The organism is Riemerella columbina DSM 16469, from assembly GCF_000374405.1.
Taxonomy (GTDB): Bacteria; Bacteroidota; Bacteroidia; order Flavobacteriales; family Weeksellaceae; genus Riemerella; species Riemerella columbina.
This window is the reverse complement of sequence record NZ_KB894273.1, coordinates 85,631-103,701: the sequence shown is the minus strand read 5'-3', so window position 1 is coordinate 103,701 and position 18,071 is coordinate 85,631. Positions and strand designations below refer to the sequence as shown.

At 34.1% G+C, this 18,071-nt stretch carries 17 protein-coding genes; 1 reads left to right on the top strand and 16 read right to left on the bottom strand.

What is annotated here, in order from left to right; all coding sequences use genetic code 11:
- Positions 1 to 125: 125 nt before the first annotated feature.
- The 8 genes from dnaN to C237_RS0110855 form a co-directional block, all read right to left on the bottom strand.
- Positions 126 to 1,256, bottom strand: coding sequence for a DNA polymerase III subunit beta (dnaN, locus tag C237_RS0110890; protein ID WP_018676499.1), 1,131 nt, complete (start codon positions 1,254 to 1,256; stop codon positions 126 to 128).
- Between the two features lie 115 nt (positions 1,257 to 1,371).
- On the bottom strand, positions 1,372 to 3,195 hold the full coding sequence (locus tag C237_RS0110885) for a TonB-dependent receptor (protein ID WP_018676498.1): 1,824 nt from the start codon (positions 3,193 to 3,195) through the stop codon (positions 1,372 to 1,374).
- Positions 3,196 to 3,326: 131 nt separating this feature from the next.
- On the bottom strand, positions 3,327 to 3,947 hold the full coding sequence (locus tag C237_RS0110880; protein WP_026315648.1) for a DUF4230 domain-containing protein: 621 nt from the start codon (positions 3,945 to 3,947) through the stop codon (positions 3,327 to 3,329).
- 9 nt (positions 3,948 to 3,956) lie between these two features.
- Positions 3,957 to 4,562 carry a thioredoxin domain-containing protein gene (locus tag C237_RS13410; protein ID WP_018676496.1) on the bottom strand — a complete coding sequence of 202 codons (606 nt, stop codon included), beginning with the start codon at positions 4,560 to 4,562 and terminating at the stop codon, positions 3,957 to 3,959.
- Between the two features lie 10 nt (positions 4,563 to 4,572).
- Complete coding sequence (locus C237_RS0110870; RefSeq protein ID WP_018676495.1) at positions 4,573 to 5,043, bottom strand: pyrophosphohydrolase domain-containing protein; 471 nt, start codon at positions 5,041 to 5,043, stop codon at positions 4,573 to 4,575.
- A gap of 85 nt (positions 5,044 to 5,128) precedes the next feature.
- The gene (locus C237_RS0110865) at positions 5,129 to 6,259 is read right to left on the bottom strand and encodes an acyl-CoA dehydrogenase family protein (protein ID WP_018676494.1); all 1,131 of its coding nucleotides are present in this window, start codon (positions 6,257 to 6,259) and stop codon (positions 5,129 to 5,131) included.
- 274 nt (positions 6,260 to 6,533) lie between these two features.
- Entirely contained in the window at positions 6,534 to 7,106 is a 573-nt protein-coding gene (locus C237_RS0110860) for a hypothetical protein (protein ID WP_018676493.1), read from the bottom strand.
- 84 nt (positions 7,107 to 7,190) lie between these two features.
- A complete protein-coding gene (locus tag C237_RS0110855) occupies positions 7,191 to 7,886 on the bottom strand; it encodes an SIMPL domain-containing protein (protein WP_018676492.1) in 696 nt (231 codons plus the stop codon).
- A 113-nt stretch (positions 7,887 to 7,999) separates the two neighbouring features.
- Between C237_RS0110855 and C237_RS0110850 the strand changes: the two genes are divergently transcribed.
- On the top strand, positions 8,000 to 8,377 hold the full coding sequence (locus tag C237_RS0110850) for a hypothetical protein (RefSeq protein ID WP_018676491.1): 378 nt from the start codon (positions 8,000 to 8,002) through the stop codon (positions 8,375 to 8,377).
- Positions 8,378 to 8,452: 75 nt separating this feature from the next.
- Here the strand turns inward: C237_RS0110850 and porV are convergent, their stop codons facing one another.
- The 8 genes from porV to C237_RS0110810 form a co-directional block, all read right to left on the bottom strand.
- Entirely contained in the window at positions 8,453 to 9,589 is a 1,137-nt protein-coding gene (porV, locus tag C237_RS0110845; protein ID WP_018676490.1) for a type IX secretion system outer membrane channel protein PorV, read from the bottom strand.
- A 68-nt stretch (positions 9,590 to 9,657) separates the two neighbouring features.
- The gene (porU, locus tag C237_RS0110840; RefSeq protein ID WP_018676489.1) at positions 9,658 to 13,521 is read right to left on the bottom strand and encodes a type IX secretion system sortase PorU; all 3,864 of its coding nucleotides are present in this window, start codon (positions 13,519 to 13,521) and stop codon (positions 9,658 to 9,660) included.
- Between the two features lie 124 nt (positions 13,522 to 13,645).
- Positions 13,646 to 14,005 carry a preprotein translocase subunit SecG gene (gene secG / locus C237_RS0110835; RefSeq protein ID WP_018676488.1) on the bottom strand — a complete coding sequence of 120 codons (360 nt, stop codon included), beginning with the start codon at positions 14,003 to 14,005 and terminating at the stop codon, positions 13,646 to 13,648.
- Positions 14,006 to 14,214: 209 nt separating this feature from the next.
- Positions 14,215 to 14,742, bottom strand: coding sequence for a DUF3575 domain-containing protein (locus C237_RS0110830; protein ID WP_018676487.1), 528 nt, complete (start codon positions 14,740 to 14,742; stop codon positions 14,215 to 14,217).
- An 82-nt stretch (positions 14,743 to 14,824) separates the two neighbouring features.
- Positions 14,825 to 15,571 (bottom strand): hypothetical protein, encoded by a 747-nt coding sequence (locus C237_RS0110825; protein WP_018676486.1) that lies wholly within the window; start codon positions 15,569 to 15,571, stop codon positions 14,825 to 14,827.
- A 105-nt stretch (positions 15,572 to 15,676) separates the two neighbouring features.
- Complete coding sequence (locus tag C237_RS0110820) at positions 15,677 to 16,639, bottom strand: PhoH family protein (RefSeq protein WP_026315647.1); 963 nt, start codon at positions 16,637 to 16,639, stop codon at positions 15,677 to 15,679.
- Positions 16,640 to 16,655: 16 nt separating this feature from the next.
- On the bottom strand, positions 16,656 to 17,507 hold the full coding sequence (locus tag C237_RS0110815; RefSeq protein WP_018676484.1) for a glycosyltransferase family 2 protein: 852 nt from the start codon (positions 17,505 to 17,507) through the stop codon (positions 16,656 to 16,658).
- A gap of 123 nt (positions 17,508 to 17,630) precedes the next feature.
- Positions 17,631 to 17,945 (bottom strand): single-stranded DNA-binding protein, encoded by a 315-nt coding sequence (locus C237_RS0110810; RefSeq protein ID WP_018676483.1) that lies wholly within the window; start codon positions 17,943 to 17,945, stop codon positions 17,631 to 17,633.
- Between the last annotated feature and the right edge of the window lie 126 nt (positions 17,946 to 18,071).

The following is an 18,071-nucleotide window of genomic DNA, read 5'->3' as shown; positions in this document are numbered from 1 at the left end:
TATTTTTCTATAATGCTAAGGTCTTAATTGGTAAGTCTTAACAAAATTATCATTATTTGTAAAACAAAATTTGAGATTTGCGGTTGATTTCAAATCTCAAATTGTATTAAAAATTAGTACTTGAATTACATTCCTATGACTGGCATAGAAAGCATAAGTAAATGTTCATTTTCATCTAAACCATCTAAAGGCTCTAAAACGCCAGGTCTGTTGGCTTGGGACATTCTCATCACCACATCGTCTGAACTTAGAACAGAAAGCATTTCTGTTAAAAATTTAGAACTGAACCCGATATTGATATCTTCTCCCTGATAGTCACAAGGGATTTGCATATCGGCTTTGTTAGCAAACTCGGTGTCTTCGGCGTGTAAGTAAAGAATATTCCCAGATAATTTAAAACGAACCTGATTGGTAGATTTGTTCGATAGGATAGAGGCTCTACGGATAGAATTTAAAAGTAAATTTCTATTAACCGTTAATAAATTAGGGCTTTCTTGAGGAATTACGCCATTGTAGTTAGGGTATTTTCCATCAATTAAGCGACAAATCCAGATGTGGTTACCAAAGGTAAACTTCGCCATATTGTCGTTGAACTCAATTTTTACCTCTTCTTCATTATTGGCTAAGATATTTTTAAAAATACTTAATGGTTTTTTAGGCATAATGAAGTCCATCGGCTCCTCATTCTTAATATCTTTCCTTTTGTAGACTACCAATCGGTGAGAGTCGGTGGAAACAAAGTTTGTCTCTTGCTCTCCAAATTGGAATAAAACGCCCGTCATTACTGGTCTTAATGTATCATTACTCGTGGCAAAAAGTGTATTTGCCAAAGCTTCTGCTAATACACCCGATGGCATAGTTACACTTTGAGATGCATCAAAATCTGGTAATTCTGGATAGTCTTCAGCATTGTCTAGTGCCACTTCATAAGTATCTTTATCATCTAAAATCTCTAGAATACCTGCCATTTCGTTTTCAGATTCTTTTACAATAAATGTAAGAGGCTGGTCGCCGAAAGTTTTAATTAAATCCTGAAAAGTTTTAGCAGGAACGGCAATTTTGCCTTGGTCTTCAGACATTACTTCTAAAGCAGTTACGAGTGTAGTTTCCCCATCAGACGCTGTAATTTTCAGGTTCTGTTGGTCTAACTCGAACAAATAGTTTTCCAATATAGGACGCGATTGAGAGTTGGTAATAACACCGCTTACCATTTGTAAAGCTTTCTGCAATTCGCTACTTGCTACGATAAATTTCATAAAACAAAATTATTTGAAATACAAATATAAGAAATTACCACTAATCTACACTGATTTCTACCAATTTTTATCTAAAAAGTTTTTAGCCTTAGACTGATTAAAAGTTTTCAATCGTCTATTTGATGGTATAGCTCATCCCTATATGAAACCATCTTTTTGGCATCGGCACGAGGTTGGTTTCCGTATACTCTGTATTGGTTAGGTTATTAATGAGTAGGTACAACTTATAATCATTTCTATGGTAGGTCAGTTTAGTATCCAATAAATTATAACTACCTAAGTTAACTCTTTCGGAATAGCGGTATGCCCATTCGTTGGTTAGGTTTTTAGTAAAATCTATATTTAATTTTCCAACGAACTGATGCTTTAAATTTTCTAGAGCATATTTAGACAACAATTGTTCTGGATTTTGGTATTCATTTTCTAGATAAGTATAGTCTAAATCATATTTTAACCATGGCGTTACTTTTTGATTTAGAGAAACTTCGATACCTTTGGTGTTGATTTCTCCAATGTTTCTCACTTGCCATTTATCATTCATATCTTTTTTTACCCAGTCGATGGCATCGTTGGATTGCTTCATAAATCCACTCAATTTAAATCCAATGGCTTTGCCCATAAATCGATAACCTACTTCGGATGAAATAGCACTTTCTGGTTTTAAGTTAGGATTGCCTTCATCGGTACCACTGATGTAATACAAGTCTGTAAAAGTTGGGATTCTATGCACTTTAGCTACACCAGCATAGACTTTGTGTTGGTTGTTGATATCATAACCTAGATTAATACCTGGGTAGAAAAAATTCCCTTCTTTGCCATAATTCGCCCAAGAAATTCCTGGTGATATCTGAAGCTGATTGTTAAGCAAAGAAAAATGATGCTCAAAAAACAGCTGGGTTACAAAACGCTCACGGTCGCCCATACTTATTTTTGGATTGTTATTGTAACTTACGAAAAATTCTTTTCTCAATTCTACTCCCAAGCCCGTAGTCCCAAGGCTAGACGCATAGCTGGCATTAAACTCCCCACCGATATTATTACCGATATGGTGATTGCGGTAGATTTGTGGTTTTTGTTTTATTAGAATATATTCATCTTGCCCTCTTCTCCAGTACGCGTTTGCATTGAGATTAAGCGCGCCATGCTTTTGCTGATAGCCTAAACTTACAATAGAGGCTTGGGTTTCTTCGTATTGGTCTTTAAATTTTGGTGAAGCGTAAAAGCCATTCGCTCCAAATTTTTTCTCAGAAAAACCCGCTTGGAATTGAATTTTTCCATCTTTAATATTGAATTGATTTTGATAAAATACCTTATTGATTTTAGCATCGGTGTTGTAGCGGTAGCCTTCTGTGGAAAAGGAATTGGCTTGGAAGAGATGGCTTTGTTTTTCGTTGCTTGCTTGTGCTACAAGTCCTAACTCATAGGTTGAGAAATCGCCACCTTCTGCTTTTATCGTTACGGATTTTCCAAGTTGGGCTTTGGTCACAATGTTGATAACCCCTGCATAGGCATTCTGTCCAAATCGACTGGCAGCAGGACCTTTAATCACTTCAATTCTATCAATCGCGGATAAATCTACGGGGAAGTTCATGTTATTATGCCCCGTTTGGGAATCGTTCATTCTCACACCATTAACTAAAACTAAAACTTGGTCAAAAGAACCACCACGGATGGAAACATCACTTTGCACACCATTAACGCCTCTTCTACGGATATCCATACCAGAGATTTGTTGTAGTAAGTCGTCTAAACTTTGGGCTGGTGATTGTTGGATTTCTTTTTGGGTAATGACTTCTATATTCTCATTAACCTTTTTGTATGGAAGGTTTAAAAATTTCCCTTGCAATACTACTTGGTCGATGCTGTTTTCAGTCTCTTGAGCTGAAACGAATGAAAGGCTTAAACTTAATAATAATACGCTAAATATTTGCTTTTTCATCTGATTTTAATTTAAAAAAGACCGCAAATATAAGCGATTTTGGGATATGGTAAAATATTTTCTGGGTGACAAATTTCAGCGTAGATTTTAACCGATTTATACTCTGAAAGTTATCTTTACTCTAAAGTTGATTAATAATGTTCCTTTGGAATAAAGGTGTGGGTATCGTCTTCAATAGTATAATTGAGGGCTTTGGCTAAAACAAAAATTTCTTCTAAATTTTGAATCAGTTGTTTTTCGCCTTGTGCTTTCAATTGTTGTTGATTAACTTTTTTATAAGCTTCGTCCTTTGCATTTTTTGTGATTTTCTTCAAATCTTTTTCATCAAAACGGTCAAAAAAAGAATCATCAATAGACTGAATTTCCACACTTGGAATAATACGGATTTTGGGCTCTGGCAATTCTTTGATGATGAGTTTTTTATTGATGCTATCTACCTGTATTTTCATTTGGTGCAAATCATAACTTACCTGAGCGTTGGTTTTAGTGAAAGTAATGATTTTCTTTTCTGCAACGGGCAGGTAACTGCTACCTAGCAACTCAGATTTAATGCTGGTGCGTTGTAGACTAGAAAAATCTTGCTCTACCACCACCATTTTATTCATTTTAGAAATTTGGTTTTGGATGAGGTAATAGTCGCTGGTCACTTCATCTTGTGCTTTTTGAGTAGTCCCTCGCCAAGCAAAAAATAAAATCAGCATTACCACTACGCCAACTAAAAACCCGATAATGTATTTTGTAAATCTTAGCATCGATTGATATTAATTGTTTTTTTTAGCCTTTTTCACTTTTTTAGTCTTTTTGGCTTTTTTAGTTTTCACTTTTTTGATGTTGCCATCTCGCTTTACAATATTATACAAATCCTGCTCCAAAAATCCAGTTTCTGGATATTCTACAATTCTACCGATTTCCCTTCCGTATCTTTCTAATACAATGGTGGGTACTCGGTTAATATGGTATTTTATTTCCTCACTTTCTGGAGATTCCATGCGTTTGCTTAGTGCAATGATGGTCAATTTATTCAGTGGATATCCCGATTCATTTAGAATTTTTATTAATCTTGGAAATTCTCTATGGCTATCGCTACACCAAGTACCTACGAATACTTTTAGATTATATTTGTTAAGTGATTTTCCTAATAATGCCAAGGTTGTTTTATCGGTTTCGTAGTTGGCGTATTCCTCGTCATACCAAGTTTTAAATGGTTCTTTTTGAAACTGACTGAGCGTTTGCTTGCCGAGTAATAAAGTACCATATTTTTCAGATTTCACTTCTCTATTTACGATGGTTTTTTCGGTAACGCCACAAGAATTAAGCGAGAAAAATAGGGTAGAGGCTAATATAAAAGTTGAGAGTATTCTTTTCATGTTTAAAAGTTTATTTGTCTAATATTGATTTTAAATCGGCTGGTGAATAGTATTTGTTTTTCAGAACTTTATTATCCGAAGTTCTATGGACATTGTATTTATCCCCAGATTTTTCGTAATAAGCCTCTTCGCCTTTAGTCGTTTTGTAGTGTTCTACGGTTTCTTGGGCTTGAGTTTCATTTTTACATGCTTTGGACATATTAGAACGCTGTACTTCATTAAATAGTTCTACAAATTTTTCGCCTAAACCAAATTCTAAAACAGCACCGCTCAATACATATTGTAAATCGCAAAGGGCATCAGCAATTTCTACTAAATTTTTATCTTCTATGGCTTGTTTTAGCTCGTTTAATTCCTCTTGAAGTAAACTTACCCTAAGGTCACACCTTTCTTTAGAAGGAATTTGAGGAGTAGAAAGAATCGGGGCATTAAATGTTTTATGAAATTCTGCCACTTGGTTGAGGCTATCTAGTTTATCCATAGTTTAATTTTAAATTTTCAACAAAGATAAAAAAAAGCACTGAATAATTGAATTTCAGTGCTGTGTTTTCGGTATTTAAAGTCTGTTATTTGGTAATATCTCTACCAATGACCAATCTTTGAATTTCGGAAGTGCCTTCACCAATCGTACATAGTTTGGAATCTCTATAATATTTTTCTGCTGGGAAGTCTTTAGTATAACCGTAGCCACCAAAGATTTGTAAAGCATTGTTAGAAATTCTTACACAAGCTTCAGAAGCATATAATTTTGCCATAGCCCCTTCGCGTGTCATTTTTTGTTTAGCGTTTTTCATAGTTGCCGCTCTGTTGATTAATAATTCGGCCGCATCAATTTCTGTTGCCATATCGGCTAACATAAAGTTGATGGCTTGGAAACTGGCAATAGACTTTCCAAATTGGTGTCTTTCTTTAGCGTATTTTAGTGCCGCTTTGTATGCTCCTTTAGCAATACCTAAACTGAGTGCTGCAATAGAAATTCTACCACCATCTAAGATTTTAAGGGCTTGTTTAAAACCGCTACCCACTTCACCTAGTCTATGAGAGTCGGGTACGCGTACATTGTCAAAAATGAGTTCTGCCGTTTCAGAGGCTCTCATCCCGAGTTTATTTTCTTTTTTTCCAGAATTAAATCCTGGCATTCCCTTTTCCAAAACAAAGGCAGTGGCATTATTAGAAGTGTTTTTTTCTCCCGTTCTGGTCATCACTACGGCAATATCCCCAGAAATAGCATGGGTAATGAAATTTTTAGCCCCATTAATCACCCACTCATCGCCGTCTTTTACGGCAGTCGTATTCATACCGCCAGCGTCAGAACCCGTATTATGTTCGGTTAATCCCCAAGCTCCAATTACTTGACCAGAGGCTAGTTTTGGTAACCATTTTTTTCTTTGTTCTTCGTTTCCAAATTCGTAAATATGATTGGTACACAGAGAGTTGTGCGCCGCCACAGAAAGCCCAATAGAAGGGTCTACTTGAGAAATTTCATCGATAATTGCCACATATTCGTGGTAGGAAAGTCCAGAGCCACCATATTCTTCAGGAACTACAACTCCCATAAATCCCATTTCTCCTAACTGATGAAATAGTTCTACTGGGAAAGTTTGGCTTTCGTCCCATTCCATAATGTGTGGACGGATATTTTTTTCAGCGAAATCGCGTGCCGTTTCGGCAATCATTTTTAAGTCTTCTGTGCTCATATATTATAATTAAGATAAGTTTTTATATTTAGGATATAATAGTCCCTATAATATTTTTCGTTTTTGTAAAAATACAAAAAAAAATGTAATTTGAAAATTTATGTGTTATTGTTCTATAAATAAAGAATATATCCAATGTTCACCATCAAAAAAGCCACTCGATATACGAATAGCTTTGAATAAGACCTAATATTCTTTTATTTATATTTATTGTTGATAATTTGTTTAGTTTTGTATTGCGATGAGTTGAGCCATTCTAATCTTATTTAATGAATTAATACTCATAAGTTAATACCCAAAATATATAAGCAACCACAAAAAAAATTGAAATCAATAGGGTTATTGAGTACTGAATAATAGAGTATATAGAGTATTCTACGACTTGGTTATCATGATAGTATATCTTGATGTGATCTCCAATTGCCGTTTCCTGATGGTCGCTTTCATTATTCATAATGCGGATTGTTTGATCTGAATTGTCTTTAAACTCTATTATAGCGTGGTTAGCAGAGTAATAACCGCGCCTACCACGATGTTCTTGAATTACAAAATCCACAACTTTAGCATCGTATTTTGGATAAAATATATATCCATAAAATATAGAAATACATGAGAAAATAACCGCAATAAATAAACGGCATATAAGAAAACTTACAATAATTTGAAAGGCAATGACTGTACGGTTTTTTTTGGTGAGACGCTGATATCTTACTCTTTTTAGAATCAGTACAGAGATGATTATTGCAGAACCATACAAAAGGTAATCAATATCGTCTGACAACTTGTAAGTAAATGTATGACGACGAGTTAGCTTATCCCATATAGTTAATAAAAACAGTATATTCATTTAGCAAAGATAATTATTTTTCAATATCATATAAAAAAAACACTAAATTTTACAATTAGTGGCTAGAAAATAGTTGAGATTATATTAATCTAATAATTGATAGATTACTTGTACTCTGGCTTGGAATTTAATTTTTTTAAAGTCGGTATCAATGGGTTCAGGAATGCTATCAGCACTTTCATACTCTGCTTTTGCATACATCATATTCATGCTTCTTACAGGTGCATAACTGAAGTTTTGATCGCTAACTTGAATTGCCTTTCCAATGTGTTGTCCTATGGATTGTGCTAATTTGGTAGCCGTAGTTTTGGAATCTTTCATGGCTTTCATCTTTAGAGAAAGTAAAAGTTCTTCAGATTTAGAATATTCTGTTTTGGTGATATTCATTTTAGAAATTCCCTCTTGTTCTAAGCCTGCGAATACTCTTCCCGCGGTAACAGCATCTCTTACGATTAAAATATAGCGTTTTTGTTTGATTACATTTTTACCTCTTAAAAAGTAACTTTCAGAATAGCTGTTAAGGTGGTCTAATTGTAAATCTTTTTTAGTATCGATACCTAATTTTTTTAATACCGCTTGCATTTTTTGTTCTTGCTCTTCAACAGAAGTTCTGTTTTTACTTTCCGCTTCAGACAGAAGGATACTCATATAAATACGATCTGGAGTTACAAGCGTATCTGCGGATGCAGAGGTTTCTAAATACGGTTGATCAATAAAGTTTTTTTGTGCCCATAGGGTTTGTCCTACTAATAAAATGAGGAATAATGATAGTTTTTTCATAAGATTGATTTTTATATTTGATAGCATCACCAAATAATATGCCGAATAAATATTAACATTTTTTAACAAAAGTTTAGCACGGTATTTGTAAACTTAAGGTTAAAAATATAATTATGTCAGACAAAAAATTAGCAGGTCTATGGTTAGACCACGAAAAAGCAGTTGTAGTAAAAAACCATGATGGTCAAGAGGTATCTTCATTTTCTGTAACCGATCATATTTCTGCACCGAAACAAGTAGGTAATTCTAATGAAAATGCAGCAAACAATGCTGAACAAACTAATCGTGCTAAATTTTTCAAAGAAATTGAAAAGGCAATAACTAATAGTGTTGAATTGTATGTAACTGGTCCTGGTATCTCTCAAGAAGAACTTAAAAATCACTTAGCAGATACTGCACAATACAAAAATTTAAAAGTGTCTTTAGGAACTTCTACAGATTCTAGTGATTCTTCTGTATTGGATGAAGTAAAAGCACACTTTGGTGCGTAATAATTTTTGAATAATGTTATTAACAAGAGAAGCCGCCTCAATTTGAGGCGGCTTCTTTATTTAAATTTGAGGCTTTTAGTTATCTGCATTGGATGAACTTTCACCAATATTCCAAGTTAAGCCAAATCTTAATGTATTGTCTAATGCTGAATTGGTTTTAGAAGTGTTGATAAGGTAAGACACATCTAATCCGAATGATTGATAATTAAAGCCTACCCCTACGGTGGCATATTGTCTACCACCTTGTAACTGACTTTCAGTAAAATAACCACCTCTTACGGCAAAAGCATTATCATAAGAATATTCTGTGGCAAAACTCAACATGGTGCTTTGAGGGTTGCTAAAAGATTTTCCAATCCCTTCCATTACCCCTACATTTGGAATCTCAAGGGTTTTTCCATCTGAGCTCAATTCAGCCCCAGGTACTAATAATTTTGACATCTCTGCTGTTACCCCTACTTTATTTAAGTCGTCTAAGAATAAGTCGTATCCTGCACCCAATCTCATGGTAGTAGGTAAGTAAGAACGAGAAGTATCGTCCCCAGTGTAGTCTAACTTAGGTCCTAAGTTTTGAACCGCAAAACCACCTCGGATTCTTCCTTCGTAATCTCCAAAACTTTGGTGTTTTTCAGATTGATAGAATCCCGATACATCTACTGCAAAACTATTGGCAGGTTTTAAATTGCTATCAGAATTGAAATTTCCAAAATCAGAGCGGATATATCTTCCGGTAACTGCCATAGAGTAAGTATCCGAAAGTTTTAATCCATAAGATACATCTAGTGAAAACTCATTTGGCGTTACTGAACCTTCGTTGGTAACTTGGCTACCCACTAATTTAGTTAAATCTACTTGCCCCATATTGAAATAGTAGATACTAGCACCTAATGTAGAGCGTTCTTCACTATCAAGAAATGTGTGGTATCCTGCGTAGAGTAAAAATATATCGTTGGTAATTTTACTCATATAAGGAGTGTAGTTCACTGCTACTGCGGAAGTAGTTTTGCTAAAAGGATACTTTGCTGCATTCCAAAATTGAGAAAACGCATCTGTAGAAGTGGCTACCCCTTGGTCTCCCATACCGCCTGCTCTTGCATCTGGCGAAACTCTAAGAAATGGAGCTCCTGTAAGTACCTGACCTTCTTGTTGTGCAAAAACTAATGAAGATACCGCTACACCTAAACCTAAAAGTAATTTTCTAGTAATTTTCATGTATTTAATTTTAATTTTTGGTTACATATTATATTAAACATTTAATAAATGCTAATTTTTTAATTAATCTATTTTAATAAAATCATTTTTTCAATTTGTGTTGTAGAGCCTTTGCAAGTGCTTTGATTGCTACTCTTTACAAAAACTTTGTAAATATACGAACCTTTTCCGACAGTAGCACCATAATTATCTGTGCCATCCCATTCTATTTGATATTTACCTGTTCTAAACCCTTCTCTAAAAGGCTCTGAACTTACTGTTTGATGAATGGTTTTCACCAACTTACCCGTGATGGTATAAATTTGAGCCGTTACATCCAAAACATCTGGGCAGTTATGCTCAAATTGTATATAGGTTTTATTGGTAAATGGATTTGGCCAGTTGAGCAATCGCTTTACAACTAAATTTTCCTCACTTTGAGGTCTTACTATAAAGTTTAACGATGCAGTTGCCGAATTATTGTTAATGTCCCAAACTTTTAACACTAACTGATGTTCACCTGGTTTTAAATTTTTAAAAGGATAGTTTACCGTCCCTTTTTGATAATCTTTTAGATTAGCGGAAATACAGCCATTATCTTCCCCTGGAGTAAAATAATCGTTGAGCACTTTAGTATTGATGACTTCACCATCTAGCACAACGGTAATATCATGTCCGATACCAGCTCCTGTAGCATTGATGCCTGTATCATCCGTAAGGCAAGCTAAGAGTATTGGGTTCTCATTAGTAATTCCGCCATCTGCAAAATTGGTATTATTCATATAGAGTTTAATCTTGGGTGGCTCATTATCGTCAATGCCATTAGGGTTGATGCCACCTACTTTTACATTTTGACTATGGTAAACATCATGGGTTTTGTTATCTGCGTAGAGAAGCATTCTTCCATCACCAATACTGAAATCGATATCTTTAGGAACATAAAACTCAAGTTCAAATACACCGTTTTCTGCTGTGCCAGAAGATTTTACAATAGGGTTGCCTTCTTCTTTGTAGCTAAGTATAGGGGTCAGGTTACCATCGTTATTTTTAGTTTTTTTATTCTGAAATTTATCAAATAAATTGACGGTAACTTTACCATTGAAATTAGTATCGTTACTGCCACTATCGTCGATGATATGACCTTTGACTTTAATAAAATCTAGTGCTCGGATACTGGTATGATCTGGAATGGTTATTTGGTCTACTACAATTTTGGGTTGAGGTCTTGTTAACGGCATGGCAGGGTCGCCTAAAAAATTAACCTTTAAATGCCCAGAGTGGATTCCATAGTTGAGTTTAGCATCTAGAAAAGCGTCGCCTAATCTATTAAATGTATTAGAAGCATTAATTTTTAAAATATGCTCTAAAAAAGTTTCGCTAAATCTTTTACCATAATCTACGGAAAGTTCTCTACTTGAAGTAATCATATTAGCGGGGCCACCACCTTTTAACTTCATTAATGCTTCTCCAGCAGAGTTGATGTTGGGGTTATCCCAAAGGGTAAATTCACAAGTAATGGTGGAAACTAATGGGAATTGGGAGTAAGTAGAATTAAAGTTATCGAATTTTATAATATCGGATAAAGTTAAGACACGCTCTTGAGCCCATCCATTGATGCCCCCATGCCCAAAATACATTAGAAATAAACTATTGTTCATTGCATTTGTGATGCCCTGAGTAATGGCAGGATAGCGTTGTCCACCTGCTGAACTTTCTGGCGAAAAGGCATCGAGGTAAAGTTTTCGGATATGGTATTCTTTTTTATCTGTTCCTGTTTCGAATGTATGTTCTAAAATATGATCTATCACGGTATGGAATGGTGTACCCCCATCTTTGTCATCATCTACTACAAAATCCATATTCATTTTCCAAACTCCAAAGGGTGTCGATTGGTTTGGTAAGGCATTATAATACGCTAAAGTTTTATCGATAAGTATTTTGGCTTCTGCAAGATTTTGAGCAGGCAAACGCCCCACAGGAAGGTCTGGAAGAATGCTGATGATTTTAGTAGAATATTGTGGTTTTACCATAGTGAAATAGTCGTCTGTAACATAAGAATTGGAAAAATCGAAACTAAATTCACTTTGGTAGGAAGGGACAATATTGGTATTATTAGGGATTCTATTTTTATAATCGTAAGAAGTGTCTCCTAGAATAAATACATACTTTAATGAACCATTGTTTTTCAGATGAGATACAAAATTTCTAATGGCTGTTATATCTTGACTGCCAGAGCTATATTCGTTATATATGGTTTCAGGAGCAACGATTTTTACTTTGAAGCCATTATGGGTTTCGTGGTAGTTAGCCAGTCGCTGGGCTTCATTAAAAAATTCAGGAATTGTAATGATGAGGTAATCGGTATCGGTATCTCCATGTAAATTTTGATTGGGGATTCTACCTATCGCTTGAGGAGTGTAGGCGGCATCAATTTTAAAAGCAATAAATTCATTATTAAAATGAGTAGAGTTTGCCGTATACGCCAACCTAAAAGTTTGATTGCTACTGCTTAAATTGTTTTTTCTAGTCACTTGTGTTACATCAGCCACATTCCAAACCCGATCAATTCCCGTGGCATTACTGATTTCAAAACCATAGGCATTCCCAGAGCTTTCATAGATATTATAATCTCTAAAAGCCAATTGCGCATCATTGAATTTCAATGGTTGAGGGTAGTCAATTTCTGCATAATCCAAATAAAATAAAGCATTAGGATTAGGGCTAATATCTGGATTAAGGGTTAATTTTATTATGTTTCCTGATAGTTGGTCTACATTTGTTTCAAATATTATACTTTTAAGGTCTTTGCCTGCGATTCTCGTCAATTGTTGTGTGCCAATATTGAGGTTAATTTTGGCATTTTCTGCATCGTTGGAAATCACTCTAACACGGAGCTGAACAATATCGCTGGTATTGATAGGCTCTTTTAAATTAAAGGTAATTTCTCTATTTTGGTTAAATGCCTCGCCCACCCATAATCTGCCTAAGCCTTTAAAATTTGTTTTATCCTCATTAATGAATTGATAAGCATTATAAGTGGTTGAAAATGTAGAAGGTGTGGCATCGGTTTCGGTAGTAATTCTTTTACCAAGTCCTTTATCAAAAGTAATGAAATAATAGGCAGCATCTTCATAGATATTTGTTACATTAGAGGAACGGTCGTCTCTAGTTTCTATTCTAGCATTACCTCTATTGTAGAGTTTGTAGCCATTTGGACCTTGCGCATAGAATAGGGCGTAGTCTTGGTCATCCCATTGGTTGTCATTTTCACCTACCACTTCTATGGCATTTTCCTGAAGGGTTCTATAATAAAAATCCTGATTAAATTCTGGCAACATCAGTCCACCATTCCCATAAATCCGCAAATTTTTAGGATTTATAGATTTAGGATCAATACCTAGATTCCTCAAAAATTCGGAAGTAATTTTATAAACTCCTGTTTTATCTACTTTTATTTTATAGAAGTTCCCTGATTTCAATGGGCTTTCAGTGCTGGCAGCCATAGGGGTAAGCCCAGTAGTTTTAAAAGGTTGTTTTTTTTGTGGAACCAATGTATACTCCACTAATTTGTAAAGTTCACCTCTTTCTTTTTTAATAACTTTAATATTATAATTCAGTAAAATACCAAATTTTGAAACTTGGGTATTAAGGTTATAGTCTTCATTGGGCGTGATTTGTTGTGCATCTAAATCGTACCATTGTTCCCTAGGTAATTTTTCCCATTGTGTATTCGTAATACTAAAGTTTTGATTTTGATCTAATTTCTTACTATTCTGAAGATAAACTTGACCATTTTCATAAGCAAAATGTTCATTGGTAAAGCCAGGGAGTATTATATTCTCATTTTCTGAATAGGATATCGTATGTATACCTTCCCAATGGATTTTATAATTTTGGGTATAATATTGCGAGATAAAGACAATACTAAACAGAAATGCGAGGTATTTTTTCATTGGTGTTAATTTAAATTGAAAATAACAATAATGCAAAGTAAAAAGAAAATTGTTATAAAAAAAAATAAAGTTACCGATTATCGGTAACTTTATGATTTATAGATTGATATAAGAATATCATAAATTATTTTTCTGCTTTGGTATCTGGGGTAGTGTTTTTATTTAAATCTACCTTTTGAGTTGGTGCTTGTGAAGCATTTGGAAGTTCTTTTTTAGGTGCCGCTACGGGAGCTACATTTACCGTAGGTTTTGCTGTAAGGGCTACACTTAGGATGATTAAAACGACAACTGCTATCCCTAAAGTCCAAGTGGCTTTTTCCATAAAATCATTAGTTCTCTGTACGCCATAAGATGCTGATGAAGCACCACCGCCAAAAGTTCCAGACAAGCCACCACCTTTTGGATTTTGTGCCATAATAATGATAATCAATAATACACAAACGGCAATGATTAGAACCATAAATAAAGTAAAAACTGTACTCATAATGTAATATAGTTATTTAAGTCTGCAAATATAAGCAATATAATTTTAATTTTGGAGGGTTTGTTAGAAAATTTAGGCTACTAATAAGATATTGAATTTTTAGCCAATTATTTTGTCTTAGCATTGATTAAAAAATAAAAAAACCGCTTCAAATTGTGATATTTGAAGCGATTAATAGAAGAAATTATCTTAATTTATAAGATAAATAATTAGAATGAGTAACCTAGTGCTACACCAAACATTGGTAATACTCCACTAGCTTTTAGAGCTATGTTGTTACTACTTTCATTAGAGTCATAATTAAATGAAGAGTATCCTAATCCAGCGTTAAGATCTAAAGTAAAACCACTATTCCATAACCATTGATAACCAGCTTTTACTCCACCACCGAACGAACTGAAGTTTTGCTTCTCTTCTTTATTATTAAATCCATCAGTATATTTTACAGTACCACCGCTATAAGCTACAGATCCCATTCCATACCAACCTTTTAATGCTTCATTAAAATAATATCTATAGAATATAGTACCTCCAGCATTACTATATTTAACATCTCCAATTTTGAATCCACCGATTCCTCCACCTAAACCTACAGAAGAGTTTCCACTTATAGCTCTTTCATAAGTTACCATATCAGTACCACCTAATAGAGCGAATGGATTAACTTTAACTGAGTTTTGCTGAGCATTCACAGCTCCAAAAAGTGCTAAAGCACCTACTAAAAATAATTTTTTCATCGTTTTAATTTTTAACAAAAAAAGCAAGATATTGATTAGATACCTTGCTTAAATATCTATAACTAATTTTTTTTAATTTTAATTAGAATGTATAACCAATTCTAATGCCCGTAACTACTGAAGGCGAAATACTAAATGAGCTTCCACCAGGTACTACTGTAGTATCTGTATTAGATGTAGTGGTACCACCTGTAGACATGGATACAGAACTAGTAGTTGTAGTTTTACCTTTTGAAGCATACACTAGACCTAAGCCTGCCTCAACACCTAAGAATACTTTTTTAGTAAAATAGTAATCGGCTCCGAAAACACCTCTTACCCCAAAGCTAAACTCATTTGGACCTTTAACTTCTGATTTAATTTCATTTTTATAATAAGTTGTATTTTTTCCTGAGTTAACAGTTGTTGTGTTTTTTGATGTTTTTTGGCTATTGAAACCTAATAATAATTCACCTCCAATATAAGGAGAAAGTCTTTCAGTACCAGTAAAGTGTTTCTCTAAACCAAAACCTAATAAAAATCCAGTATTAGAAGACTTATCTTTCCCCGTAGTGTGTAATTCAGAAAGACTTGCCTCGTTAATTTTGTTATCTATATCATCAGTATTAGAACTTGTACCTAAAAATAAAGACATTCTGTAAGCCATATTATTTGCTTTGAAATATCTAGCTTTAAAGAAAGCGCCTTTTCCAGGTAGTTCTATACTTGTATTACCAAGACCTCCTGTTAAACCAAACTCTGTTGTTACATCCCCAGTTGTTGGTTTGTACTCTTGAGCATTCATTGCTCCAAAAAGTGCTAAAGCACCTACTAAAAATAATTTTTTCATCGTTTTTAATTTTTAAATTAATAATACAAAGGTAAACTGAATATTTATTTAGTACAATGACTAAAATCAGAAAACAATTATTTAGATTTATTCAAAATAATGCTTTTAATTGTTTTCTTCTCTTTGGCGTTTTTCCTCATCATTGTAGGCGGAGATAATTTTCTTAACTACGGGATGTCTTACTACATCGCCTTCGGTTAGATGAACAAAACCAATTTCTTTTACATTGTTTAAAATACGCATCGCTTCTCTAAGACCAGATTTTTGCTTTCTTGGCAGGTCGACTTGGCTTGGGTCACCTGTGATGATGAACTTGGCATTCATACCCATACGGGTAAGGAACATTTTCATTTGGGCGTGGGTGGTGTTCTGAGCTTCATCTAGAATCACAAAGGCTTCGTCCAAAGTTCTTCCTCTCATAAATGCTAAAGGTGCTACTTCAATCACTCTTTTTTCTATAAAATTTTCTAGTTTTTCATGGGGAATCATATCACGAAGGGCATCGTAAAGTGGCTGTAAATAAGGATCTAATTTTTCTTTTAAATCCCCAGGTAAAAAACCTAGACTTTCTCCTGCTTCTACTGCGGGACGCGTTAAAATAATTCTACGCACTTGCTTTTCTTTTAACGCTCGCACGGCAAGAGCTACACTGGTATAAGTTTTACCAGTTCCCGCAGGTCCAATGGCAAATACCATATCGTTTTTGTCGGATTCTTTTACCAGTTTTTTAAGATTGGTAGTTTTGGCTTTTATCACTTTTCCATTAACACCCTTTACAATGATATCTTGATCAAACACCAATTCTTTTTCCTGTGGCGACTTTATAGATAATAAACTTTCTAAGTCCTTTAATGATAAACTGTTATTTTGATGTATAAATTGTACAATATCGTCTAGTTTTTTTTTCAAAACCTCTAAAGTTTCAGGATTTCCCATAGCGAAGATATAATGGTCGCGCCCAGTAATTTTTAGCGTAGGGAATGTGGATTTTATTAGGTTAAAATATTGATTTTGAACTCCATAGAAGGTTTTGATATCTATACCACTTAGTTCATAATTTAATTCCATATGCATTGTGAATTTTTCAGTTTTTAGTTGATGATTTAAATAAGTTTTTCAAAGGGTTTCTGTGGTGTCTTATATATTTTATTTCTTCTTTATTTAACAACCTAGGATGTTTTTGGTGAGTAAAACTCTTCATTGTAATAAAAAACTCTTTTGCAGAACGATTTTTACACGAAGATTTAAGCGAAGAGACCATTGCTAAAGGTAAGTTGAGCCCTATATTATAAAAATAAATACCCAATTTCTTCGCCTTTTCGGATTTGTATTTTTCCGCGGTTGGTCTTAGATGTTTTACCCATAATTGTTTATCGGTACAGATTTCGTAACCATACATTTGGGCGAGCATCACATCTATATTATCCCAGCCTAAAGTTTCTCTTAACCCATTCATTGCTTTAAAACAAGAGATTCTATAAGATTTTATAGGACCACGAACATGATGTTTTGAGGATAAATTTTCAAACTGCCACTGATTTCCTTTTTTAACATATACCAAACCTGATGCCATCCCCACTTTGGGGTGTGTGGAATAAATCTCGTTTAGGCGTTGCAAGTAGTGATTTGGAAAAATAATATCGGCATCAAATTTACAAATAATATCGTATTCGCTAAGCGTCACAGTGTTTAAACCAGCATAAAAAGTTCGCACTACTTTAGCCCCAGGTTGATGTTTAGAGGACTCTAAATTAATAACTTTGAAATTCGGATGATTTTTAATAAAAGTGGTTACTAATTGTGGCGTATGATCGCTAGAGCCATCATTGACTACAATACAATCAAAGTTTTGATAAATCTGCGAGGCTAACGATTCTAAACATTTTAAAATCGTATGTGCTTCATTATGTGCAGGAATGATGATGATAAATTTCAAATACTTCAAATATTTTCTACAAAGATAAACAATCTTATGAAAAATTTTCATTAAGCCTGTTTTAATTCTTCAATCAAACAGGCTTTAACTCCAAACTGAACCTTTTTTAATGCTAAAGTTGGCTTATAATAGCAATAAATTCTGAGCTAATATTTCTGTCACATAGCGCTTATTACCATTGGCATCATCGTAATGGCGATAGGTAATTTTACCTTCTATGGCGATTTGTTTTCCTTTGGTCACATATTTTTCAATAATTTCTGCTAACTTTCCCCACGCTACAATTTTATGCCATTCGGTGTCTTCCACTTTTTCGCCTTGGGCGTTGGTGTAAGTATCTTTAGTGGCTAAAGAAAACTGTGCAAAGTTAGTATTATTAATCTTTTTAACTTCTGGTGCATTACCTACATGACCGATAAGACTTACTCTATTTCTCATGATTTCTAAATTTTAAATAGTTGAACAATTATTTGATACTGCAAATATGCTATGATATTGATTAATAAATCGGTAGAAAAACATTTATAGTCGAATGAAATCGTTTGTAAGCGTTTACAAATGGAA

Bases quoted from the DNA above. Each gene is read 5' to 3' on its own strand.
- porU (WP_018676489.1), bottom strand. From the start codon at position 13,521: ATGAAAAAATACCTCGCATTTCTGTTTAGTATTGTCTTTATCTCGCAA.
- C237_RS0110830 (WP_018676487.1), bottom strand. From the start codon at position 14,742: ATGAAAAAATTATTTTTAGTAGGTGCTTTAGCACTTTTTGGAGCTGTG.
- C237_RS0110820 (WP_026315647.1), bottom strand. From the start codon at position 16,639: ATGGAATTAAATTATGAACTAAGTGGTATAGATATCAAAACCTTCTAT.
- C237_RS0110870 (WP_018676495.1), bottom strand. From the start codon at position 5,043: ATGGATAAACTAGATAGCCTCAACCAAGTGGCAGAATTTCATAAAACA.
- C237_RS0110865 (WP_018676494.1), bottom strand. From the start codon at position 6,259: ATGAGCACAGAAGACTTAAAAATGATTGCCGAAACGGCACGCGATTTC.
- C237_RS0110880 (WP_026315648.1), bottom strand. From the start codon at position 3,947: ATGCTAAGATTTACAAAATACATTATCGGGTTTTTAGTTGGCGTAGTG.
- C237_RS0110825 (WP_018676486.1), bottom strand. From the start codon at position 15,571: ATGAAAAAATTATTTTTAGTAGGTGCTTTAGCACTTTTTGGAGCAATG.
- C237_RS0110810 (WP_018676483.1), bottom strand. From the start codon at position 17,945: ATGAGAAATAGAGTAAGTCTTATCGGTCATGTAGGTAATGCACCAGAA.
- dnaN (WP_018676499.1), bottom strand. From the start codon at position 1,256: ATGAAATTTATCGTAGCAAGTAGCGAATTGCAGAAAGCTTTACAAATG.
- C237_RS0110850 (WP_018676491.1), top strand. From the start codon at position 8,000: ATGTCAGACAAAAAATTAGCAGGTCTATGGTTAGACCACGAAAAAGCA.
- porV (WP_018676490.1), bottom strand. From the start codon at position 9,589: ATGAAAATTACTAGAAAATTACTTTTAGGTTTAGGTGTAGCGGTATCT.
- secG (WP_018676488.1), bottom strand. From the start codon at position 14,005: ATGAGTACAGTTTTTACTTTATTTATGGTTCTAATCATTGCCGTTTGT.
- C237_RS0110860 (WP_018676493.1), bottom strand. From the start codon at position 7,106: ATGAATATACTGTTTTTATTAACTATATGGGATAAGCTAACTCGTCGT.
- C237_RS13410 (WP_018676496.1), bottom strand. From the start codon at position 4,562: ATGAAAAGAATACTCTCAACTTTTATATTAGCCTCTACCCTATTTTTC.
- C237_RS0110855 (WP_018676492.1), bottom strand. From the start codon at position 7,886: ATGAAAAAACTATCATTATTCCTCATTTTATTAGTAGGACAAACCCTA.
- C237_RS0110885 (WP_018676498.1), bottom strand. From the start codon at position 3,195: ATGAAAAAGCAAATATTTAGCGTATTATTATTAAGTTTAAGCCTTTCA.